Annotated in this window: 16 protein-coding genes; 8 read left to right on the top strand and 8 right to left on the bottom strand. The window is 60.8% G+C overall.

Annotated elements, in window-relative coordinates:
• Positions 1-97: 97 nt before the first annotated feature.
• Entirely contained in the window at positions 98-1609 is a 1512-nt protein-coding gene (gene pepA / locus ACLH1I_RS18470; RefSeq protein ID WP_004206531.1) for a leucyl aminopeptidase, read from the bottom strand.
• Positions 1610-1998: 389 nt separating this feature from the next.
• Here pepA and lptF point away from each other — a divergent pair, with 389 nt between their 5' ends.
• Both lptF and lptG read left to right on the top strand, forming a co-directional pair.
• Positions 1999-3096 carry an LPS export ABC transporter permease LptF gene (gene lptF, locus ACLH1I_RS18465; protein ID WP_012969078.1) on the top strand — a complete coding sequence of 366 codons (1098 nt, stop codon included), beginning with the start codon at positions 1999-2001 and terminating at the stop codon, positions 3094-3096.
• Positions 3096-4178, top strand: coding sequence for an LPS export ABC transporter permease LptG (gene lptG, locus ACLH1I_RS18460; protein ID WP_002886956.1), 1083 nt, complete (start codon positions 3096-3098; stop codon positions 4176-4178). Before lptF ends, lptG begins: the two co-directional genes overlap by 1 nt.
• A 48-nt stretch (positions 4179-4226) precedes the next feature.
• On the opposite strand, the gene ACLH1I_RS18455 is transcribed toward lptG, so the two are convergent.
• Entirely contained in the window at positions 4227-5729 is a 1503-nt protein-coding gene (locus ACLH1I_RS18455; RefSeq protein WP_048322798.1) for a helicase HerA-like C-terminal domain-containing protein, read from the bottom strand.
• Between the two features lie 97 nt (positions 5730-5826).
• Positions 5827-6648, bottom strand: coding sequence for a TIM barrel protein (locus ACLH1I_RS18450; protein ID WP_151629317.1), 822 nt, complete (start codon positions 6646-6648; stop codon positions 5827-5829).
• Between the two features lie 351 nt (positions 6649-6999).
• Here ACLH1I_RS18450 and ACLH1I_RS18445 point away from each other — a divergent pair, with 351 nt between their 5' ends.
• Positions 7000-8505, top strand: coding sequence for a CoA-acylating methylmalonate-semialdehyde dehydrogenase (locus ACLH1I_RS18445; protein WP_004146794.1), 1506 nt, complete (start codon positions 7000-7002; stop codon positions 8503-8505).
• A gap of 18 nt (positions 8506-8523) precedes the next feature.
• Positions 8524-9333: a 5-deoxy-glucuronate isomerase gene (iolB, locus tag ACLH1I_RS18440; protein ID WP_004206535.1), complete on the top strand. Its 810-nt coding sequence runs from the start codon at positions 8524-8526 to the stop codon at positions 9331-9333.
• A gap of 991 nt (positions 9334-10324) precedes the next feature.
• Here the strand turns inward: iolB and ACLH1I_RS18435 are convergent.
• Together ACLH1I_RS18435 and ACLH1I_RS18430 are read right to left on the bottom strand one after the other, a co-directional pair.
• Positions 10325-11182, bottom strand: coding sequence for a MurR/RpiR family transcriptional regulator (locus ACLH1I_RS18435; RefSeq protein WP_004206536.1), 858 nt, complete (start codon positions 11180-11182; stop codon positions 10325-10327).
• 151 nt (positions 11183-11333) lie between these two features.
• The gene (locus tag ACLH1I_RS18430) at positions 11334-13247 is read right to left on the bottom strand and encodes a bifunctional 5-dehydro-2-deoxygluconokinase/5-dehydro-2-deoxyphosphogluconate aldolase (RefSeq protein ID WP_069734328.1); all 1914 of its coding nucleotides are present in this window, start codon (positions 13245-13247) and stop codon (positions 11334-11336) included.
• A 514-nt stretch (positions 13248-13761) separates the two neighbouring features.
• Here ACLH1I_RS18430 and iolD point away from each other — a divergent pair.
• The 4 genes from iolD to iolE are packed head-to-tail and all read left to right on the top strand — an operon-like array spanning position 13762 to position 18611.
• On the top strand, positions 13762-15702 hold the full coding sequence (gene iolD, locus ACLH1I_RS18425) for a 3D-(3,5/4)-trihydroxycyclohexane-1,2-dione acylhydrolase (decyclizing) (protein WP_004152191.1): 1941 nt from the start codon (positions 13762-13764) through the stop codon (positions 15700-15702).
• Between the two features lie 46 nt (positions 15703-15748).
• On the top strand, positions 15749-16762 hold the full coding sequence (locus ACLH1I_RS18420; RefSeq protein ID WP_004186740.1) for a Gfo/Idh/MocA family protein: 1014 nt from the start codon (positions 15749-15751) through the stop codon (positions 16760-16762).
• Positions 16763-16803: 41 nt separating this feature from the next.
• Positions 16804-17688 (top strand): sugar phosphate isomerase/epimerase family protein, encoded by an 885-nt coding sequence (locus ACLH1I_RS18415; RefSeq protein ID WP_004152193.1) that lies wholly within the window; start codon positions 16804-16806, stop codon positions 17686-17688.
• A gap of 23 nt (positions 17689-17711) precedes the next feature.
• Entirely contained in the window at positions 17712-18611 is a 900-nt protein-coding gene (gene iolE, locus ACLH1I_RS18410) for a myo-inosose-2 dehydratase (protein WP_002886970.1), read from the top strand.
• A 185-nt stretch (positions 18612-18796) separates the two neighbouring features.
• Here iolE and ACLH1I_RS18405 read toward each other — a convergent pair whose 3' ends face one another.
• The 3 genes from ACLH1I_RS18405 to ACLH1I_RS18395 are packed head-to-tail and all read right to left on the bottom strand — an operon-like array spanning position 18797 to position 22003.
• Positions 18797-20107 carry an ABC transporter substrate-binding protein gene (locus ACLH1I_RS18405; RefSeq protein ID WP_073901621.1) on the bottom strand — a complete coding sequence of 437 codons (1311 nt, stop codon included), beginning with the start codon at positions 20105-20107 and terminating at the stop codon, positions 18797-18799.
• Positions 20100-21173: an ABC transporter ATP-binding protein gene (locus tag ACLH1I_RS18400; RefSeq protein ID WP_135683508.1), complete on the bottom strand. Its 1074-nt coding sequence runs from the start codon at positions 21171-21173 to the stop codon at positions 20100-20102. The genes ACLH1I_RS18405 and ACLH1I_RS18400 overlap by 8 nt, the downstream gene beginning before the upstream one ends.
• A gap of 5 nt (positions 21174-21178) precedes the next feature.
• Positions 21179-22003: a phosphodiesterase gene (locus ACLH1I_RS18395; protein WP_017899879.1), complete on the bottom strand. Its 825-nt coding sequence runs from the start codon at positions 22001-22003 to the stop codon at positions 21179-21181.
• Positions 22004-22006 lie beyond the last annotated feature (3 nt).

Raw genomic sequence — 22006 nt, 5'->3', positions numbered from 1 at the left:
TAAATGCAAAGCCGGGTGGCGCTAGGCTTACCCGGCCTACAAACGGCATCTTTCCGTAGGCCCGGTAAGCGTAGCGCCACCGGGCATCAGACGGCAATCACTCTTCGCCGTTAAAACCCGCGCGATTGAGCAGGAACTGCGACAGCAGAGCGACCGGACGACCGGTGGCGCCTTTGGCTTTGCCGGAACGCCAGGCGGTGCCGGCGATGTCGAGGTGCGCCCAGTTGTACTTGCGGGTGAAGCGCGACAGGAAGCAGCCGGCGGTGATCGCGCCGCCAGGACGGCCGCCGATATTCGCCATATCGGCAAAGTTGGATTCCAGCTGGTCCTGGAACTCATCGGCCAGCGGCAGACGCCATGCGCGGTCGCCGGCCAGTTCGGAGGCGCCGATCAGCTCATGGGCCAGCGGGTTATGGTTCGACATCAGGCCGGTGATGTGATGGCCGAGGGCAATCACGCAGGCGCCGGTAAGCGTTGCGACATCGATAACCGCTTCCGGCTCGAAGCGCTCAACGTAGGTCAGCACATCGCACAGCACCAGACGGCCTTCGGCGTCGGTGTTCAGCACTTCCACCGTCTGGCCGGACATGGTGGTCAGAACATCGCCCGGGCGATACGCGCGACCGCCAGGCATGTTTTCACAGCCCGCCAGCACGCCGATCACGTTCAGCGGCAGCTGCAGCTCAGCAACCATCCGCATCACCCCGTACACCGCCGCGGCGCCGCACATGTCGTACTTCATCTCGTCCATGCCTTCAGCCGGCTTGATGGAGATGCCGCCGGAGTCGAAGGTCAGGCCTTTACCGACCAGCACGATAGGGCGCGCGTCTTCCGACGGGTTGCCTTTATACTCGATGACCGACATCAGCGACTCGTTCTGCGAACCGTTGCCGACGGCGAGGTAGGCGTTCATTCCCAGCTCGCGCATCTGCTGTTCGCCGATCACGCGGGTGATAACGTTTTTGCTATAGGTATCGGCCAGCTGGCGTGCCTGGGAGGCCAGATAGGCGGCGTTACAGATGTTCGGCGGCATGTTGCCGAGATCTTTCGCCGCTTTGATGCCGGCGGCGATCGCCAGCCCGTGCTGAATGGCGCGTTCGCCGCTGGTCAGCTCGCGACGGGTCGGCACGTTAAAGACCATTTTACGCAGCGGGCGACGCGGCTCGCTTTTGTTGGTCTTCAGCTGGTCGAAGCTGTACAGCGTCTCTTTGGCGGTTTCAACGGCCTGGCGAACTTTCCAGTAGTTGTTACGGCCCTTGACGTGCAGCTCGGTCAGGAAGCAGACCGCCTCCATTGAACCGGTATCATTCAGGGTATTGATGGTTTTCTGGATGACCTGCTTGTACTGACGCTCATCCAGTTCGCGCTCTTTGCCGCAGCCAATCAGCAGAATGCGCTCAGACAGAATGTTTGGCACATGGTGCAGCAATAACGTCTGGCCAGGTTTGCCTTCCAGCTCGCCGCGACGTAGCAGGGCGCTGATGTAGCCGTCGCTGATTTTATCGAGTTGTTCGGCGATGGGGGAGAGGCGACGTGGTTCAAAGACGCCGACCACGATACAGGCGCTCCGCTGCTTCTCCGGGCTACCGCTTTTTACACTGAACTCCATGCACTATGCTCCTGAATCTTAAAGACAACAGTGGTGGCTACGGCTATACTCGTCGCCTTTCAAGTTGCAGATGCGCCGGCTGCGCCTGCTTACCCTGACGTGGCACATTGTGCGCGCCAGGGGCCACAGCCCTGCTGCCTTCTTACAACTCGAAATCCATTGAGTATATAATTGCAAGCTTTCGTAACTCATATCCGCTGTTGCGGTGACTTCGTGTTAATCTTAACGTTATTAAGGCCTGGGTTCGTCAGAAAAGATCCTGACATGCAGAACCGATGAGTCATTTAATCTTAGCGACGTTTTCGACGACCAAAGAGAATAAATGACGTTTAAGCCATGAAACAAGCAATTTTCCTGCACTAAAACGGGTTTTTACGGGCGTATTTATAGTGATAATCATAAGATATCTGGTTCGTGAGACGCTGAAAAGCCAGTTGGCGATCCTATTCATCCTGTTACTGATTTTCTTTTGTCAGAAATTAGTCAGGATCCTCGGCGCTGCGGTGGATGGCGATATCCCAACCAATCTGGTGCTCTCGCTGTTGGGGCTCGGCATCCCGGAGATGGCGCAGCTTATCCTGCCGTTAAGTCTGTTCCTTGGCCTGCTGATGACCCTCGGCAAGCTGTACACCGAAAGCGAAATTACGGTGATGCACGCCTGCGGCCTGAGTAAAGCCGTGCTGATCAAGGCGGCGATGATCCTCGCGCTGTTCACCGGCGCGGTGGCGGCGGTCAACGTGATGTGGGCGGGGCCGTGGTCGTCGCGCCATCAGGATGAAGTGCTGGCGGAAGCCAAAGCCAACCCCGGCATGGCCGCTCTGGCCCAGGGCCAGTTCCAGCAGGCCAGCGATGGTAACGCGGTGATGTTTATCGAGAGCGTCAACGGCAACCGCTTCCATGACGTCTTCCTTGCCCAGCTGCGTCCGAAAGGCAACGCGCGACCTTCCGTGGTGGTGGCGGATTCCGGCGAGCTGTCGCAGCAGAAAGACGGTTCGCAGGTGGTGACCCTCAACAAGGGCACCCGCTTTGAAGGCACCGCGATGCTGCGCGATTTCCGCATTACCGATTTCAATAACTATCAGGCCATTATCGGCCACCAGGCGGTGACCTCCGATCCGGACGACACCGAACAGATGGATATGCGCACTCTGTGGCAGACCCACACCGACCGCGCGCGCGCCGAACTGCACTGGCGCTTCACGCTGGTGGCGACGGTCTTCATTATGGCGCTGATGGTGGTGCCCCTCAGCGTGGTGAACCCGCGCCAGGGCCGCGTGCTGTCGATGCTGCCGGCGATGCTGCTCTACCTGGTGTTCTTCCTGCTGCAGACCTCAATCAAGTCGAACGGCGGCAAAGGCAAAATGGACCCGGCTATCTGGATGTGGGCGATCAACCTGCTCTATTTTGCGCTGGCGGTGCTGTTAAACCTGTGGGACACGGTGCCGATGCGCCGCTTCCGCGCCCGTTTTAATAAAGGAGCGGCCTGATGCAGGCGTTTGGCGTACTTGACCGTTATATCGGTAAGACGATTTTCAACACCATCATGATGACGCTGTTCATGCTGGTGTCGCTCTCCGGCATTATCAAGTTTGTCGATCAGCTGAAAAAGTCCGGGCAGGGCAGTTACGACGCGCTGGGCGCCGGCCTCTATACCATCCTCAGCGTGCCGAAAGACATCCAGATCTTCTTCCCAATGGCGGCGCTGCTTGGCGCGCTGCTGGGGCTGGGGATGCTGGCCCAGCGCAGCGAGCTGGTGGTGATGCAGGCGTCCGGTTTCACCCGGCTGCAGGTGGCGCTGGCGGTGATGAAAACCGCTATCCCGCTGGTGCTGCTGACCATGGCGATCGGCGAGTGGGTGGCGCCGCAGGGCGAACAGATGGCGCGCAATTACCGCGCCCAGCAGATGTACGGCGGTTCGCTACTTTCCACCCAGCAGGGGCTGTGGGCGAAAGATGGCCATAACTTTGTCTATATCGAACGGGTGAAAGGTAACGATGAGCTGGGGGGCGTCAGCATTTATGCCTTCAACCCGGAGCGTCGTTTACAGTCGGTGCGCTATGCCGCCTCGGCAAAATTCGATAGCGAGAATAAAGTGTGGCGCCTGTCGCAGGTGGATGAATCCGATCTGACCGATCCGAAGCAGGTGACCGGGTCGCAGATGGTGAGCGGTACCTGGAAAACCAACCTGACGCCGGACAAGCTCGGCGTGGTTGCCCTGGATCCGGATGCGCTGTCGATCAGCGGGCTGCACAACTATGTGAAATACCTGAAATCCAGCGGTCAGGATCCGGGACGCTACCAGCTCAATATGTGGAGCAAAATCTTCCAGCCGCTGTCAGTGGCGGTGATGATGCTGATGGCGCTGTCGTTTATCTTTGGCCCGCTGCGTAGCGTGCCGATGGGCGTCCGGGTGGTGACGGGGATTAGCTTCGGCTTTATCTTCTACGTGCTGGATCAGATTTTCGGCCCGCTGACCCTGGTGTACGGCATACCGCCGATCATCGGCGCGCTGTTGCCAAGCGCCAGCTTCTTCCTGATAAGCCTCTGGCTGATGATGCGTAAGGCCTAGCGGGTAAGCCTGAAACCTAAGCCCCCTCATTGATGAGGGGGCTTTTTTTTAGCGCTTGCGTCCGCCCAGCAGGCTCCCCAGCATGCCGCGGACGATCTGATTGGTGACCTGGCGAACTGCGCTTTTCGCCGCGGTCTGCACGATACCGTCGCGTTTGCCGCCGCGCGGGCCGGTGCTGCCGAACAGGATATCTTTCAGGCCGCCGAGCAGCCCGTCGTCTTCCCCGCTCTGCTGACCCTTCGCCGGCGGAGCCGACTGCTGCTCGGTAGTGACCTGCACCCCTTGCTGCAGCATCTCGAAGGCCGACTCGCGGTCCACCTCCTCTTCATACTTGCCGTACAGCGGCGAGTGATTCAGCAGGCCATTGCGCTCGTCATCGCTGACCGGCCCCATCCGCGAGCAGGGGGCGATAACCATCGCCCGCTCAACCACCGACGGACTGCCTTTCTCATCGAGGAAGGAGATCAGCGCCTCGCCGGTGCCCAGCTCCTGGATCGCCTGTTCGGTACTGAAGGCCGGGTTGGCGCGCATGGTCTGGGCGGCGGTTTTCACCGCTTTCTGATCCTTCGGCGTAAAGGCGCGCAGCGCGTGCTGCACACGGTTGCCCAACTGGCCGAGCACAGCGTCGGGAATATCCGCCGGGTTCTGCGAGACAAAATAGACGCCGACGCCCTTGGAGCGGATAAGACGGATCACCTGTTCGATTTTATCCAGCAGCACCTGCGGCGCATCGTTGAACAGCAGATGCGCCTCATCGAAGAAGAACACCAGTTTGGGCTTGTCGAGATCGCCCGCCTCCGGTAGGCGCTCGTACAGCTCGGAGAGCATCCACAGCAGGCTGGCGGCGTAGAGCTTCGGCATCTGGTAGAGCTTTTCAGCGCTGAGGATATTGATTACCCCTTTGCCACTGGCATCGACGCGCATCCAGTCGGCAATATCCAGCATCGGCTCGCCGAAGAAGTGCCCGGCGCCCTGTTGCTCCAGGGTCAACAGCCCGCGCTGGATGGCGCCGACCGAGGCGCTGCTGATATTGCCGTACTGATTCTGGAAAGATTTGGCGTTGTCGCCGATAAACTGGGTGATGGCGCGGAGGTCTTTGAAGTCGAGCAGCAGCAGGCCGCGGTCGTCCGCGATGCGGAAAATAATGTTCAGCACGCCGCTCTGCACCTCATTGAGATTGAGCAGGCGCGCCAGCAGCAGGGGGCCAAGATCGGAGACCGTCGCCCGCACCGGGTGGCCCTTTTCGCCAAAGATATCCCAGAGCACCACCGGGTTGGCGTGCGGCTCCCAGTCGCTGACGCCGATCTTCTCCAGCCGCGCCTGCAGCTTCTCTGAGCTCTGGCCCGCGGCGGCAATGCCGGTCAGGTCGCCCTTGACGTCCGCCATAAATACCGGCACGCCAATCTCCGAAAACGACTCAGCCAGCTTTTGCAGGGTGACGGTTTTACCGGTGCCGGTCGCACCGGTGATCAGCCCATGGCGGTTGGCCATCGCGGGCAACAAATAGAGCGCGTTATCCAGCGTGCGCGCAATCAACAGGGGTGAGCTCATGATCGATTCCTCCATTTATCCTGCGACGATTATAGGCAACCTCGTCGTCCGGCGTTGGGGAAATCGTCACGCGCCGCGCACGCTGTCGCGAGAGGCCTCAGGCGCAGTGGCGTTGGATAAGCGCAATGCTCTGCTCAATTTCGCGCTCGATATCCGCTTCGCTCCACTGCGCCAGCTCGGGAGCGAAGGGTTCAAAAGCGTATACCCCCTGATAGCCGCGGGCTTCCAGCGCTTTAACCTGCTCGCAGGTGCCGAGGCGATCCTGCGGCGTCAGCATGATGCGCTCGGCATCGGTGAGCTGCTCGCGCGGACGGGTATCGTCCACCCCGGAGAGGTGCACCAGACCGATATCCGCCACCTCCACCTGGCTGAACTCGTCCGCCGCCTGCGGGTAGAGATGGTGATGGAAGGTGTCGATCAGCAGCTTAAACGGCACGCGGGCGTCATGGATCAGCGTCTGCGCCTGGTGCGCCGATCGCAGTGAGCTTTGCGGGAAGCCCAGCGGCTCCACCAGGCCGTGGATGCCGTAGAAGGCGAACAGCGGCGCCAGGTCGTGCAGGGCGCTCAGAGTGTCGCTGGCCGGCACCTCGCTGCCGTCGTTGAGCGGGCAGAGCACCAGCGATTTGGCGCCGATGGCCTGGGCCTCTTTCAGCAGCGACTCGGTCAGCTGCCGCACCTCTTCGCTACGGCGGTTAAAGGGATAGACCGCGTTAATCGTCAGGATCTCGATGTGGTAACGCGCCGCCAGCTCGCGCACCTGCTGATGGCTCAGATCGTCGGTCACTTTCTCGCTGGGTAAATCGTTGCGCAGCTCGACTTTATTCAGGCCCAGACGGTTCACCAGACGGAAAAACGCTTCAATGCTGAGCGCTGGCGCGATTTTGCGGTTAATACAAAAACGTTGCATTGCGATGGCCATAGGACACTCCTGACGGAAGAGGGTTAGGTTCGTTCAATTGGCTAACAGTCAAAACGTTTATTCCAAAATAAGCAAGAATGAAAATGATGATTGTTTGAGCTGCCTCGCAAAATATTCCCGGCCGCCGCGGCGGGAGCGACCGGGACGGGGAGCCTGGCATCACGAGGCGGCGCGGCTCGATGGGGGAAGCGTGTAAGCGATGCGTGAGCGCAAAATGCGACTGTTATCACCAAAATGAAATTTCATTTCACAACAATGTTGAAATATAAATTTCATTTTACTACGGTTATAGCACAGCAGAATCAGCGACGGGCCGGTGTGCGCTGGCCCTCTTCACTATGAGGCGAGAACATGACGATCACAGGAAACTTTATTGGCGGGAAAACCGTTATCAGCAGCAGCAACGAAACGATGCCGGTGTACGATCCGGCGACGGGCAAAGCGGTGCGCGAAGTCACGGTATCGACCGCGCAGGAAGTCTCTGAGGCGATTCAGGTTGCTCGCGATGCGTTTGACAGCTGGTCCCGTACCACGCCGCTGCGCCGCGCCCGCGTGCTGTTCAACTTCAAAATGCTGCTGGAGCAGCACGTGGAAGAGCTGGCGGGGATCATCGTCAGCGAGCACGGCAAAGTGTGGTCGGATGCGCTGGGCGAGCTGACCCGCGGCATGGAAGTGGTCGAATTCGCCTGCGGGATCCCGCACCTGATTAAAGGTGAATACTCTTCTGACGTCGGCACCGGCGTCGACAGCTATTCGCTGATGCAGCCGCTGGGCGTGGTGGCCGGGATCACCCCGTTCAACTTCCCGGCGATGGTGCCGATGTGGATGTTCCCGCTGGCGCTGGCCTGCGGCAACAGCTTCGTCCTCAAACCGCCGGCGCTGGCGCCGACGGCCGCCGTGCGTCTGGCAGAGCTGCTGAAAGAGGCTGGTCTGCCGGACGGCGTGTTTAACGTCGTGCACTGCAGCAATGAAGATGCCGAGCAGCTGTACACTGACCCGCGCATTGCGGCAGTGAGCTTCGTTGGCTCCTCCGGCGTGGCGGAGTATATCTATAAGACCGCCAGCGCCCACGGCAAGCGCGTGCAAGCCTTTGGCGCCGCCAAAAACCACGCGATAGTGATGCCGGATGCCGATCTTGACGCCACCGTTAACGCCATTATGGGCGGCGCCTTCGGCTCCGCAGGCGAGCGCTGCATGGCGCTGCCGGTGGTGGTCGCGGTGGGAGATGAAACCGCCGACAAACTGATCGCCCGCCTGAAGCCGTTGGTGGAGGCGCTGAAAGTGGGCCCGGGCTGCATGCGCGGCCAGGAAGAGAACGAGATGGGGCCGGTGGTTTCTGATACTCACCAGAAAAAAGTCCTCGGCTATATTGATAAAGGCGAAAGCGAAGGGGCAAAACTGGTGGTCGATGGCCGCAAACTGCGCGTGCCGGGTTACGACGCGGGCTATTATGTCGGCGGCACCCTGTTCGATCACGTCACCCCGGAGATGACCATCTGGCGCGAAGAGATCTTTGGCCCGGTGCTGGGGATTGTGCGCGCGGCGGACTATGACAGCGCCCTCGAGCTGGTCAACAGCCACGAGTTTGGCAACGGCAGCGCCGTCTTCACCAGCAACGGCCACACCGCGCGTGAATTCGTCCACGACGTGCAGGCGGGGATGGTCGGGGTGAACGTGCCGGTCCCGGTGCCGATGGCGTTCCACAGCTTCGGCGGCTGGAAGCGCTCAGTGTTCGGGGCGCTGAACGTTCACGGGCCGGACGGCGTGCGCTTCTACACGCGCATGAAGACCGCCACCGTACGCTGGCCGGCAGGGCAGCAGACCGTATCTGAATTCAGCATGCCGACGTTAGGTTAATCGGCGAAGGAGAGCGCCATGTCGTTACTGGCTAAATCGCGAAAAGAGGGACAGATCCAGCATATTACGCCGCAAAGCGCCGGTTGGCGCTATATCGGCTTTGATGTCTGGATGTTGAAAAAAGGGCAGACCGTGACGCTGGAGAGCGGCGACCGCGAGCTGTGCCTGGTGCTGGTCGCCGGCCTGGCGTCGGTGAAAACGCAGCAGGCCGATTTCCCGAATCTCGGTAAACGGATGTCGCCGTTTGAACGCACCCCGCCGTGGTCGGTGTACGTGCCGCCGCAGGATCGGGTCGAGGTGACCGCCGATTCCGATCTGGAGCTGGCGGTGTGTAGCGCGCCGGGCAAAGGCAGCTTCCCGGCACGCCTTATTCGGCCGGAAGATGTCGGCGTCGAGCATCGTGGGAAAGGGCGCAACCAGCGTCGGGTGCATAATATTCTGCCGGACAGCGCCGAGGCTGATTGCCTGCTGGTGGTGGAAGTCTACACCGACGAAGGGGCCACCAGCTCGTGGCCGTCGCATAAGCACGATACCGCCCAGCCGGGCAAAGAGACGCAGCTGGAAGAGACCTACTATCACCGCTTCGATCCGCCGCAGGGCTTTGCCTTCCAGCGGGTCTACACCGACGACCGCAGCCTGGACGCCTGCATGGCGCCCTATAACCACGATGTGGTGATGGTGCCGCGCGGTTACCATCCGGTGGCGGCGATTGCCGGTTACGACAGCTACTATCTGAACGTCATGGCCGGGCCGGACCGGAAATGGCTGTTCACCTGGGAAGATGACCACGCCTGGATCAACACGCCGGAGTATCCGCGTCACGACTAACGTGACGCGCAGACGCCGATAAAAAAGGCCGGTTAGCAATGCTAACCGGCCTTTTTGTTTGAGAGCAGCGGGTACATTTGTAGCGTAACGCTCCGCAGAATCTCTCTCTCAGGCCCGGCAAGCACAGCGCTGCCGGGGAGGACACCTCAGGCGCCATACCCGTCTTATGCCGGATGGCGCTACGCTTATCCGGCCTACAGGATCCTCTCCTGAGCCCATATAACCCACGCCCGGCAAGCGCAGCGCCGCCGGACAAGATATCAGACTCGATACCTGGGATGTTGTCGGGTGGCGGCTGTGCCTGGCCCGGCCTACAGGGTCCCTGCGACCTGTCCCTGATTTACCCACTTGCGCGACTGAAACTGCCGGTGCTGACGGCCTCAAAATCGCTGAGACGTTCCCGGAAGGCCGGGGCAGCCCGCATGGATGCGGGCTGAGGGCCGTGTTTTGCAGGGACGCTGCCTCGGCCCGACCCGAAGCCTGCAGGGATAAGTCGAAGGGACCGCGCAGCGGCGATTTTGCTGGCCGGAGCCCGGGGGTACAGGGGGCGGCGGCGACTGGCCGCCCCCTGTGCGCTCCCTGCGCCATGCCAGGCATAACGCAGACGATTAACCGGGAGCGCAAATTTCGCTGAAGTTACACGTGATAAACGCATTGTCTGGCCGGGAAAGTTGCAAACCGATAACAGTCTCTACGGCGACCCGCAGGTGCACATATCCCAGGCCCGGCAAGCGCAGCGCCGCCGGGCAGGACACCTCCGGCGCCATACCTGCCTTTGTGCCGGATGGCGGCTTCGCCTTATCCGGCCTACGGGATCCTCCCGTAAGCCCCTATACCGTAGGCCCGGCAAGCGCAGCGCCGCCGGGCAGGACACCTCCGACGCCATACCCGTCTTTGTGTCGGATGGCGGCATAAATGCCTTGCCCGGCCTACTGGCGCCTCCCGCAGGCTTATACAACTCCGCCGGGCAACTAACGCCAGGCGGCTTATCTCACGCCTTCTGCTTGGCCTCAGACTCCTGACTGCTGTTCAGCGCCAGCGACACCGCCAGCGTCTGGGCCAGGCACAGGGAAGCAACCTGCGAGCGGAAGCCATCCACCTGCGCTTCCCGCACCACAAAGCAGACATCGCTGAAGGCCGCCAGCGGGCTGACCTGGCTGTCGGTAATGGCGATCTGCCGCGCTTTGCGCTGCGCGCCCAGCTCCACCAGCTCGACCACTTCCCGGGCGTACGGCGAGAAGCTCACCGCCACCACCACGTCTTTCGGGCCGACCAGACTCAGTTGCTCGGTGAACATGCCGCCGAGGCCGTCGATCAGAAAGGCTTTGCGATCGAGGTGGCGCAGCGCATAGGTCAGATAGGAGGCGACGCTGAACGACCGGCGCAGGCCAATGACGTAGATATTTTCCGCCTCGCCCAGCAGGGCCACCGCGCGCTCCAGCTCATCGCTGGAGGTCTGCATCGCCAGCTGCTGCAGCGCCTGGTTGTTCACCATCGTGAACATATTGAGAATTTCCGTCGGCGTTTCCGGCGGGCTGGACTCATCGCTGGTGGTCTGGCGGAACAGACGGGCGCGCTCGGTATAGTTGGCGGTCTCTTCCATCAAATGTTGCTTGAACATCTGTTTCATTTCGTTAAAGCCGCTGAAGCCGAAGGCGTTGGCAAAACGAATCAACGTGGAAGGGGGAACGTCCGCCTGTTGCGCAATGGAGGCCACGGTATCGAAAGCCACGCTATTGCTGTTATCAAGGATATAGCGGGCGACCTGTTTCAGGCGTTTGCTTAACGTATCGTAGCGACGCCTGATTTCATCCTGCAGGATGGTCAGCTGTGTTGGGTTATTGGCCATAGAGTGCGCTCTGAGAAAATGGAAGGAATATGGCTTCCAGTGTACCAAATGAAGCGAATTTTTCATTTATTGCGACGAAATACGCGATTCATTTCACGAAGAAACAGAAAAACGCCCGCTCCGCAAGGTGACGGAGACGGGCGTCGGGGGATCAGCGGCGGGCTTCGCGCCAGTAGCCAATAAGCGTCAGGTAGTTGCGTTTCACTTCCTCTATCAGCGCCTCATCGCTGAGCTCACCCTGCATCCAGCGCCGCGACGGCTGGCCAAAGATGGTGCGCCCGACGGCGAAACCTTTGATCATCGGGTGTGCGGCCGCTTCGGCGAAACCGGCGCGCAGTTTGTCGGAAGGCGCGTCGAGGCCGAGGATCAGGATCCCGCGGCTCCACGGATCTTCGCGCTCGATAAGGGCGGTGATCTGCTGCCAGCTGGCGCTGGAGAGCGGCGGCAGCTTCCACCAGTCCGGCTTGATCCCCAGCTGATAGAAGTGTTCCAGCATGGTGTGGTAATGGCGCTCGTCTTTGTCCGGGCCATTTTCCGGCAGGATCACCTCCAGCAGCAATTCATGGCCTGACTTGTTACAGGCCTGCCACACCTCGAGCAGCAGGGCGTCCTGCTCTGCACGCAGCGCCGCCGGGTCATCCGGGTGATAGAAAACCAGACATTTGACGACATGCTCCAGCGGCCAGTCGATCAGCTGCGAGCCGATGTTGCCATGCTCCAGACGCAGCGGTCGCGAGCTGGGCAGTTCGATAGGGCGCCCGATCCACCAGCCCTTGCCGGTAATGGCGTTTAGCGCACGCTGGCCGTAGGTGCCGTCGGCCAGAATACCGCTGCGCTGGTCAAGACCCGCCTCCTGCGCCGCCGCTTCGGCCGCGGCCAACAACAGCAGCTTGAGCTGCGGAATGCAGGCTTCATCGCGCCCGGTCTCCCGCGCCAGATCGGCCAGCTGTTTGCGATGGTCGAAGGCGAAAATGCACAGCTCCGGCCACTGCTGGCGGCGGCTGGTCACCCGGTGCAGGTGGTTGAGGCGCTCGTCGACGTCCGGGCGCGGCACCGATTCGGCGCGCTGCAGATAGTCATCGAGTTCGACTTTGGTCGGCATCGCCGGCGCACAGCCGTGGCGGGAGACCACCAGCGCCCCGCAGGCGTTGGCATAACGGCAAGCCTGCTCCCAGCCCTCGTCGTTAAGCCAGCCGCGCAGCAGGCCAGACATAAAGGCATCTCCGGCGCCCAGCACGTTGAGCACCTCCACGCGCACGCCCTGCTGCAGCGGCACCTGGTCCCAGCTGTCCGGGATGTCGCCTTCCAGCACCACGCAGCCCATCGGCCCGCGCTTGCAGACGAGGGTGGCTTTGGTGGCATGGCGCACATTTTTGAGCGCGGTCAGGGTATCGGTGCTGCCCCCGGCAATATGAAACTCTTCTTCGGTTCCGACCACCAAATCGAACAGATGCAGCACTTCCTGCAGCTGGCTGGTGACCGGCCCGGACTCAATGAAACGGGTTTCGCCATCGCCGAGCGAGGTGAGTCCCCACAGCACCGGACGGTAATCGATATCCAGCGCGGTACGCAGGCCGTGACGGCGGGCGTACTCCAGCGCCTTCAGCACCGCGGCGCGGGTGTTGGCGTGCGACAGATGGGTGCCGGTCACCGCCAGCGCCCGGGAGGAGGCAATATACTCCTCGCTGATGTCGTCAGGCGTTAAGGCCATATCGGCGCAGTTATCGCGGTAGAAAATCAGAGGGAAAGTCTCCTGATCCTTTATCCCCAGCATCACCAGCGCGGTCAGGCGGGATTTGTCGGTAATCAGATACTCAGTATCCACCCCGGCGCGGTTGAGCGTTTCGCGCAGGAAACGGCCGTTGTGTTCATCGCCAACGCGCGCCAGCATGGCCGATTTCAGCCCCTGAATCGCGGTGCCAAAGGCCACGTTGCCGGAGGAGCCGCCCAGATATTTCGCGAAACTGGCAACGTCTTCTAGCCGCGAACCGATCTGCTGGGCATAGAGGTCGACGGCCACCCGACCTATACAGATGACGTCGAGCCGCTTTACTGCTGCATTCATAGCTAGGATTTCCTTTTTGGTGTCTGCTGCCTGGAAGGGTCGGGATCCCGACGTCGACTCCGTGAACAGCCTGAGGGTTATTGGTTACCCTTAGTTTGAGAAATAAATATTTCATTTGCAAACTCGTTCGAAATTAAAAAACCAAAAGTGTGAGGGATCTACCACTCTGCCGCACTGAGCCTCGCGTGAGCGCGGATCGTCCCCACTGTTGACCCGGGAGAAAATGAAACGCCACACGACAGCCATTTACCTATGATTTTTAAGGGGATATTTCCGTGTGCTGCGGCAAAAAAGGGCCCGAAAACGTGTCAGGAATGTAAGTGAAACGTATGAAATGGGTAGAGAGTTTGATCCTTCTCGCAAAATGAAATATTTCTTCTGTATTTGTATTTAATGAAAAAAATGTTTGCCTATAATCCACAGGTATTCCAGTGACGTGAACGACGGCCCCGGCGGCCCCGGCGGCATCGGCGCGACGCCACACACAAATACTGAACAATAAGGATTGTGCATCATGGGCAAACTGAGACTGACAACGGCGCAGGCGCTGGTGAAGTTCCTCGATAACCAGTACCTGGAAGTGGATGGCGTAGAGCTGAAGTTCGTGAAAGGCATTTTCGCGATATTCGGCCATGGCAACGTCCTGGGGCTGGGGCAGGCGCTGGAGCAGGACAGCGGCGACATGCGCGTCTATCAGGGGCGCAACGAGCAGGGGATGGCCCACGCGGCCACCGGTTTTGCCCGCCAGGCCTTGCGCCGGCAGATTATCGCCTGCACCTCCTCCATCGGTCCGGGGGCGGCCAACATGATCACCGCCGCCGGCACCGCCAGCGCCAACCGCATTCCGCTGCTGCTGCTGCCGGGCGATGTCTTCGCCACCCGCCAGCCGGACCCGGTGCTCCAGCAGATTGAACAGAGCTACGATCTCAGCATCAGCACCAATGACGCTTTCCGCGCGGTCAGCAAATACTGGGACCGCATTACCCGCCCGGAACAGCTAATGAGCGCCTGCATCAACGCTATGCGCGTCCTGACCGACCCGGCGGAAACCGGCGCGGTGACGCTGTGCCTGCCGCAGGACGTGCAGGGCGAAGCCTGGGACTACCCGGAATCCTTCTTTGCGCGCCGGGTGCACCGTCTTGACCGCCGCCCGGCCAGCGCCGCGCAGCTGGCGGACGCCGTGGCGGCCATCAAAGCCAGTCGTAAACCGCTGATCGTCTGCGGCGGCGGGGTGAAATACTCCGGCGCGGGCGAAGCGCTGTCCCGTTTCGCCGAGCGCTACGGGGTGCCCTTTGCCGAAACCCAGGCCGGGAAGGGGACGGTGGTCTCTTCTCACCCCCTGAACGTCGGCGGCGTCGGCGAGACGGGCTGTCTGGCGGCGAACCTGCTGGCGAAAGAGGCCGACCTGGTGATCGGCGTTGGCACCCGTTTCAGCGATTTTACCACCGCCTCGAAATGGATTTTCCAGCACCCGGAGGTGCGTTTCCTGAATATTAACGTCAGCAACTTCGACGCCTGGAAGCTGGACGGCATTGCCATGCTGGCGGACGCCCGGGAAGCGATGACCGCCCTCGACGCGGCGCTGGCGGACAGCGGCTGGCAGGCCGGCTGGGGCGCGCAGATCGAGAGCGTGCAGAGCCGTCAGTTAAAAGAGACCCAGCGCGTCTACCAGGCGGTGTGGCAGGAGAAATCCTTTGTCCCGGAGATCGATGATCATCTCGATCGCGAATCAGTGTATCGCGAATTCCGCCAGATCACCGACTCCACCCTGACCCAGAGCAGCGTCCTTGGGGTACTGAATGAAACGCTGCCGGCCGAGGCGGTGATCGTCGCGGCGGCGGGCAGCCTGCCTGGCGATCTGCAGCGCGTCTGGCGCAACCGCGCGGAAAACACCTACCACGTGGAGTACGGCTACTCCTGCATGGGATATGAGGTCAACGCCGCGCTGGGCGTGAAGCTGGCGCAGCCGCAGAGCGAAGTCTACTCCCTGGTCGGCGATGGCTCGTTCATGATGCTCCACTCTGAACTGGTCACCTCTCTGCAGGAGCGGGCGAAGATCAACGTCGTGCTGTTCGACAACATGGCCAACGGCTGCATCAACAACCTGCAGATGGAGCACGGGATGGACAGCTTCGGCACCGAGTTCCGCTACCGCCAGCCGGAAACCGGCCAGCTGCAGGGCGGCCTGGTGCCGGTGGACTTCGCCACCATCGCCGCCGGCTACGGTTGCAAAACCTGGCGCGTCACCACCCTGGACGAACTGCGCCACGCGCTGGACGCCGCCCGTCGCGAAACGGTCAGCACCCTGATTGATATTAAAGTGCTGCCGAAGACCATGGTGCACAAATACGGCAGCTGGTGGAACGTTGGCGTCGCCCAGACGGCGCTCTCTGAGCGGATCCGCAAAGTTGCGCAAATGATTAATGAAAAGCGCGCCCAGGCGCGTGATTACTAAAACGAACATCCACTCTGAATCCTACAGACTTACGGAGAAAACCATTATGTCGCTCAAATTAGGTGTCATCGGCGCTGGCGCTATCGGTAAAGAACACATCCGTCGCTGCACCCAGGTTCTGCAGGGCGCCACCGTTGTGGCGGTGTCTGATATCAATGCCGACAACGCCCGTGCGGCGGTCGCGCTGCCGGGCGTGCAGGCGGAAGTCTACGCCGACGGCCACGACGTGATTAACGCCAGCGATGTCGATGCCATCCTGGTCACCTCCTGGGACCCGACCCACGAAGAGTACACCCTGGCCGCCATCGCCGCCGGTAAGCCGGTGTTCTGCGAAAAACCGCTGGCGATGACCGCGGAAGGCTGCCGCCGCATCGTCGATGCTGAAATGAAGGCCGGCCGTCGCCTGGTGCAGGTAGGTTTTATGCGCCCGTACGACGAAGGCTATCTGGCGCTGAAAAAAGTGATCGACGATGGCGATATCGGCGCGCCGCTGATGCTGCGCTGCGCCCACCGCAACCAGTCGGTCGGCGAGAACTACACCACCGATATGGCGATCACCAACACCCTGATCCACGAGCTGGACGTGCTGCGCTGGCTGCTGAACGATGACTACCGTTCCGTGCAGGTGCGCTTCCCGCGCTCCACCTCGCACACCCACGCGCGTCTGAAAGATCCGCAGATCGTCTCCTTTGAAACCAAAAAAGGCACCCTGATCGACGTCGAGGTGTTCGTGAACTGCCAGTACGGGTATGACATCCAGTGCGAAGTGGTCGGCGAGACCGGGATTGCCCGTCTGCCGGAGCCGTCTGCCGTCCAGATGCGCAAGTCCGCCAGCCTGTCGACTGCCATTCTGACCGACTGGAAAGACCGCTTTATCAAAGCCTACGACGTCGAGCTGCAGGCCTTTATCAACGACGTCAAAGCCGGCCAGCTGCACGGCCCGTCGGCCTGGGACGGCTACGCGGCGTCGGTGGCGGCGGACGCCTGCATTAAAGCGCAGGGAACCAGCGAGCCGGTTGAAGTGACGCTGCCTGAGTGCCCGGCATTCTATAAACGTTAAGCACGTTTTGCTGACGGAACTTCTTTGCACAGGTAACGACGATGAAAATTGCCTTTGATGTGGATGTGATTAAGGACCTCGGGATCACCCGCATGGTCCATCAGGTAGCGGAGTGGGGCTACAAGTACATTGAACAGTCGCCGCACCCGCAGATTAACCCGTTCTACAAGCACCCGCGCGCCAGCCGGGAGATCATGGCGGAGTACAAGCAGGCGCTGCGCGATACCGGCCTTGAGCTGTCGTCGTTTATCTGCGTCTACCGCTGGTCTGGCCCGGACGAACTGCGCCGTCAGGCAGCGGTGAAAAACTGGAAACGGCTGGTGGAAATTGCGGTGGAGATGGGCGTTCAGGTGATCAACACCGAGTTCTCCGGCGATCCGAATCAGCCTGAGATCTGCGATGAAATGTTCTATCGCTCGATGGAAGAGCTGTTGCCGATTTTTGAGCGGGAAGGCATCCGCGTGGAGATCCAGGCGCATCCCTGGGATTTCTGCGAAGAGAACAATGAAACCGTCGATATTGTGAAGTCGTTCCGCAGCGATAACGTGAAGTACGTCTACAGCGTGCCGCACACCTTTTTCTACGACAAAGGCGTCGGCGATGTGGCGAGCATGCTGCGCTATGCCGGGAGCGATCTCTCCCATGTCCTGATTGCGGACACCCGCAATCATACGAAACATTGCCGCTATATCGTTAACCCGCCGGGCGTGGATGCCGTGGTGCACCAGCACGTAGGCGTCGGGGAAGGGGATGTGGATTTCGACGCGCTGTTCCGCACCCTGCGCGAAATGAAATTCGCCGAGCAGACCTTCAAGGTCGGCGGGGAGCCGATTGTCGCCACCTCGCTGTTTGGCTACCCGGAAAAAATGAAATACCAGGCAGTGGAAACCCGTGAACTCATTGAACGTGAATTGCTGCGCCGCTAAGGCGCAGCGGCAGGAGCCCTACTATGAACAAAGATAACGTCAAACTGGCTATCGCCCCGATCGGCTGGACTAACGATGATATGCCGGAGCTCGGCAGCGAAAACACCTTCCAGCAGATCGTCAGCGAAATGGCGCTGGCCGGCTTTACCGGCAGCGAAGTCGGCAGCAAATATCCGCGCGACCCGGCGGTCCTCAAGCCGATGCTGGACATCCGCGGCATTCAGATCTGCAACGCCTGGTTCAGCACCTTTTTCGCCAACGGCCAGCGGGAAAAAACCATTGATGAATTCGTCAATCACATGAACTTCCTTCATGCGATGGGCGCGAAAGTGATTGGCTGCTCCGAGCAGAGCGGCAGCATCCAGGGGCTGGATAAACCGATCCTCGGCGATGCGAAGCCGTGCTTCAGCGACGAGGAGTGGCAGCGGGTAGCGGAAGGCTATAACACCCTAGGTCGCCTGGCGGCGGAGAAGGGGATGCAGGTCTGCCTGCATCACCACATGGGCACCGGCATCCAGACCACTGCGGAAATCGACAAGTTTATGTCGCTGGTGGACGAGCGCGTCTTCCTGCTGTTCGACACCGGCCACGCCTGGTATTCCGAAGGCGGCGAAGCGCCGATGCTGGCGATCCTCAAAAAGTATCTGCCGCGCATCAACCACGTTCACCTGAAAGACGTCCGTCCGCCGGTGATCGACCAGGTGCGCCGCGACGGCCTGTCGTTCCTCGACGGCGTGAAAAAAGGCACCTTCACCGTCCCGGGCGACGGGGTGATCGATTTCCGTCCGGTGTTCAAGCTGCTGGACGACTTTGGCTATAAAGGCTGGATGGTGGTGGAAGCCGAGCAGGATCCTGCCCTGGCCAATCCTTTCGAATACGCCGTCAAAGCGCGCAAATATATTCGCGAAACGGCAGGGATCTAATCGTTGTGACATTTTCAGGCCATACCGGGTATGGCCTGCTTTTTTCCTTTCTCAACCGGACCCAGGGCTCAACCACGGCGCCGGACAGTTCCCTCTCCCGGGCCCAGGGCTTAACCACAGCGCCGTACCGTCCCCTCTCCCTCAGGGAGAGGGCCAGGGTGAGGGTGACGATGACGGGTAAAGCGTCACTTCACTTCCGCCAGCGCGGTCTTATCCACATAAGGTTTCATCAGCGCGTCGGCTTCCTTCTGCGCCGCCTGCACCGCCGCTTCCGGCGTCACTTTGGCATCGTTAACCACCGCCGCCAGCTGGTTCTCCATCGCCTTACGTACCGCAACGGTCTCCCAGGTGGAGTACCACGGATGGGCGTACTTCAGCTGCTCAAGGGCGATCGCCGCCCGCGGATCCTGCTGCAGATAGGCCTTCATCTCTGGCGTATCGTATGACGCCTTGCGCGGCGAGAAGTAGCCGGTAAAGCGGCTCCACGCGCCGTTCACGTCGGGGCTCACCAGATAGGTCAGGAACTGATACGCCGCTTTCTTCTGCGCATCGCTGATGCCTTTAAAGCTCACCAGGCTGGCGCCGCCGATCGGCACCGCGCGCTGCTCTTTGGCCGGCAGCATCGCCACCCCAAGCTCAAAATCTTTGCTATTTTCGCGCATAAAGCCCAGCGCGCCGGTGCTGAGCATCGCCATCCCGAGCTTGCCGGAGAAGAAAGCGGCGCTGATCTGCTTCGAGTTCAGCACCCCGGACGGCATCACCTTGTCCTTGTAAATCAGATCCTGCCAGAAGCGCAGGGCGCCGATGGCGGTCGGCGAGTTGTAATAGACCTCGCCAGGATAGTCTTCGTTAAAGTATTTCCCGCCGTTGGCGCGTACCAGCGCCGAGAAGATCCAGCCGCCGTAGTCGTCGTTGGTCGACGGCAGCATGATCCCCCACTGGCCTTTGCTCTCGTCGGTCAGCTTTTTGGCATCAGCCAGCAGCTCGGCCCAGGTCTGCGGCGGCTGTTTGATCCCGGCCCGATCGAACATCGTCTTGTTGTAGTAGAGGATCGGCGTCGAGTTATGGAACGGGATCGCATAGGTGGTGCCCATCACCTGGGCGTTCTTATGCATCGCGGGCCAGAATTCCTTTTGCAGAAAATCGCCAGCCTTTTGATCGCCATATTTAAACAGCTCGTCCATCGGCAGGATCTCATCCTTCAGCGCCAGATCGGTGGTGAAGTTGGCGGACATGATCACCAGCGCCGGCGGCTGGCCGGCCTTCTGCGCCGATTCGGCTTTGATCTTGGTGGTGTCGTAGTTGCCAGTGAAGATGCCGCGCACTTCGACATCCTGCTGCGAGTCGTTGAATTGCTTAATGACGCGGGTCATCTCCATGGTCAGCTTGCCGTCCACCGGCGCCGGGAACATGAAGTCTATTTTCTCTTTTGCCAGCGCCGCGCCGCTCAGGGCAAGACTGAGGCCAACCGCGACTACCGTAAGAGGTTTAAACATGATTACACTCCATCAATAAATTATGCTGGGTCTCAGCATGAAAAAGATGCACATCGGCAGGCGAAAAGCCGATCGGTAGCGACTCGCCTTTCTCCGGCACCGTGCCGCGGTGGCGGCGGCTAAAGCGCAGGGTGCCGATCGGGGTGCTGACGTGGAGCAGGTAGTCGGCTCCCATCAGTTCTCGTTGCAGAACGGTGGCCGGGAGGCGCAGATGGCCCTCCTCCACGCGGTCGGTAATATGTTCCGGGCGAACGCCCAGCCAGACGCGGGTCTGATCCCGGTGGCGCGGCGGCAGCGGATAGCGCTGTTCTCCCAACAGTACTTCACCATTGGCGCAGGGCAGCGACAGCAGGTTCATCGCCGGCGAACCGATAAACCCGGCGACGAACAGGTTGGCCGGGTTGGCGTACAGATACTCCGGGCGCCCGACCTGCTGCACGTGGCCGCCGTTCATCACCACGATGCGGTCGGCCATCGACATCGCCTCGGTCTGGTCGTGGGTCACATAGATGGTGCTGGTTTTCAGCTGCTGGTGGAGGGCCATAATGCTGTCGCGCACTTCGCTGCGCAGACGGGCGTCGAGGTTGGAGAGCGGCTCGTCCATCAGGAACAGCCGCGGATTGCGCACGATCGCCCGGGCCATCGCCACCCGCTGGCGCTGGCCGCCGGAGAGTTTCGCCGGTTTGCGGTCAAGCAGCGCCTCCAGCTGCAGCATCTGCGCCACTTTGTCCACCCGCGGCTGCCAGCTGCTTTTCTCTTCCTTGCGCACCTGCATGCCGAAGGTGATGTTGTCGCGCACCGACAGATGCGGAAACAGGGCATAGTTCTGGAAGATCATCGCGAAGTTGCGCTCGCGCGGCGTGGCGGCGGTGATGTTCTCATCATGCAGCCAGATTTGGCCTTCGCTAACCGGCTCCAGCCCGGCGAGCAGGCGCAGCAGGGTGCTTTTCCCGCAGCCCGACGGGCCGACCAGCACCACGAATTCGCCTTCGTGAATATCCAGCGACAGGGCGCTGAGCGCCGGCTTGCCGTCGAAACGTTTACTGATGTTTTGCAGACTGAGCATGGCGGTTAGCGCTCTTCCGTTGGGCAACTGATGTTTTCGTCGTACAGCCACGGCCCGGCGTAGTGGGCCAGCGAGTGCTGGTAGCTCACCCACTGCTCGCCGACCTGGCGGTGCATCAGGCATGAAGCCGGGGAGAGGTCGTAATAGGGCCGGGTGTCTTCGTGGCAGTACGGCACCTGATGGACGGTACCAGGGATAGTGGAGATCAGCGCCTGGCGATACTGGGTCATGGTCAGGCTGTGGTTATGGCCGCAGAAGATGCGCGTCAGCGACGGGAAACGCTCCACCAGCGCCAGCAGACGGTGGCCGTTTTCGCAGGCGATCGGGTCCATCTGCGCATTGCCCAGCGGCAGAGGCGGGTGGTGCATAAAGATGGTCGCCGGTTTGTCGCCGCCCTCGAACAGCTGGGCTTCCAGCCAGCCGATGGTCTCGTCGGTCAGCCAGCCCTTCGAGGTGCCGGCGCGGCTGGAATCGATAAACAGCAGGCGGGTGGCGAAGTCATCCACCGCATAGCGCATATTTTGCGGATCGTTGCCCAGCTGCGGGCACAGCGGGTGAAGATGCTCCAGAAAATGGGCTTTGTCGTCGTGGTTGCCGGGGATCAGATACAGCGGATAGTTCAGGCTGCCGAGGATCTGGCGGGCCATCTGATACTCCTCCGGGCGGCCGCAGTTGACGATATCCCCGCTCACCACCACCGCGTCCGGGCGCTCGCGCAGCGCGTTAAGCTGCGAGACCACGTCGGCGTTGGCGGCGTTGACGTCGATAAAGCCGTACAGCTTCTCGCCGCGGCTGCGGAAATGGGTATCGGAAATGTGCGCTAACAGCATGAA

Source organism: Klebsiella sp. 1SOBk10mer, assembly GCF_046602535.1.
In the GTDB taxonomy this organism is placed as follows: domain Bacteria; phylum Pseudomonadota; class Gammaproteobacteria; order Enterobacterales; family Enterobacteriaceae; genus Klebsiella; species Klebsiella quasipneumoniae.
Note: the sequence above shows the minus strand (reverse complement) of the source record. Positions and strands in the feature narration are given on the sequence as shown.

Bases quoted from the DNA above. Each gene is read 5' to 3' on its own strand.
- ACLH1I_RS18415 (WP_004152193.1), top strand. From the start codon at position 16,804: ATGAAAATTGCCTTTGATGTGGATGTGATTAAGGACCTCGGGATCACC.
- iolB (WP_004206535.1), top strand. From the start codon at position 8,524: ATGTCGTTACTGGCTAAATCGCGAAAAGAGGGACAGATCCAGCATATT.
- ACLH1I_RS18400 (WP_135683508.1), bottom strand. From the start codon at position 21,173: ATGCTCAGTCTGCAAAACATCAGTAAACGTTTCGACGGCAAGCCGGCG.
- ACLH1I_RS18420 (WP_004186740.1), top strand. From the start codon at position 15,749: ATGTCGCTCAAATTAGGTGTCATCGGCGCTGGCGCTATCGGTAAAGAA.
- iolE (WP_002886970.1), top strand. From the start codon at position 17,712: ATGAACAAAGATAACGTCAAACTGGCTATCGCCCCGATCGGCTGGACT.
- ACLH1I_RS18435 (WP_004206536.1), bottom strand. From the start codon at position 11,182: ATGGCCAATAACCCAACACAGCTGACCATCCTGCAGGATGAAATCAGG.
- lptG (WP_002886956.1), top strand. From the start codon at position 3,096: ATGCAGGCGTTTGGCGTACTTGACCGTTATATCGGTAAGACGATTTTC.
- ACLH1I_RS18455 (WP_048322798.1), bottom strand. From the start codon at position 5,729: ATGAGCTCACCCCTGTTGATTGCGCGCACGCTGGATAACGCGCTCTAT.
- pepA (WP_004206531.1), bottom strand. From the start codon at position 1,609: ATGGAGTTCAGTGTAAAAAGCGGTAGCCCGGAGAAGCAGCGGAGCGCC.
- ACLH1I_RS18395 (WP_017899879.1), bottom strand. From the start codon at position 22,003: ATGCTGTTAGCGCACATTTCCGATACCCATTTCCGCAGCCGCGGCGAG.
- ACLH1I_RS18450 (WP_151629317.1), bottom strand. From the start codon at position 6,648: ATGGCCATCGCAATGCAACGTTTTTGTATTAACCGCAAAATCGCGCCA.
- ACLH1I_RS18430 (WP_069734328.1), bottom strand. From the start codon at position 13,247: ATGAATGCAGCAGTAAAGCGGCTCGACGTCATCTGTATAGGTCGGGTG.
- ACLH1I_RS18405 (WP_073901621.1), bottom strand. From the start codon at position 20,107: ATGTTTAAACCTCTTACGGTAGTCGCGGTTGGCCTCAGTCTTGCCCTG.
- ACLH1I_RS18445 (WP_004146794.1), top strand. From the start codon at position 7,000: ATGACGATCACAGGAAACTTTATTGGCGGGAAAACCGTTATCAGCAGC.
- iolD (WP_004152191.1), top strand. From the start codon at position 13,762: ATGGGCAAACTGAGACTGACAACGGCGCAGGCGCTGGTGAAGTTCCTC.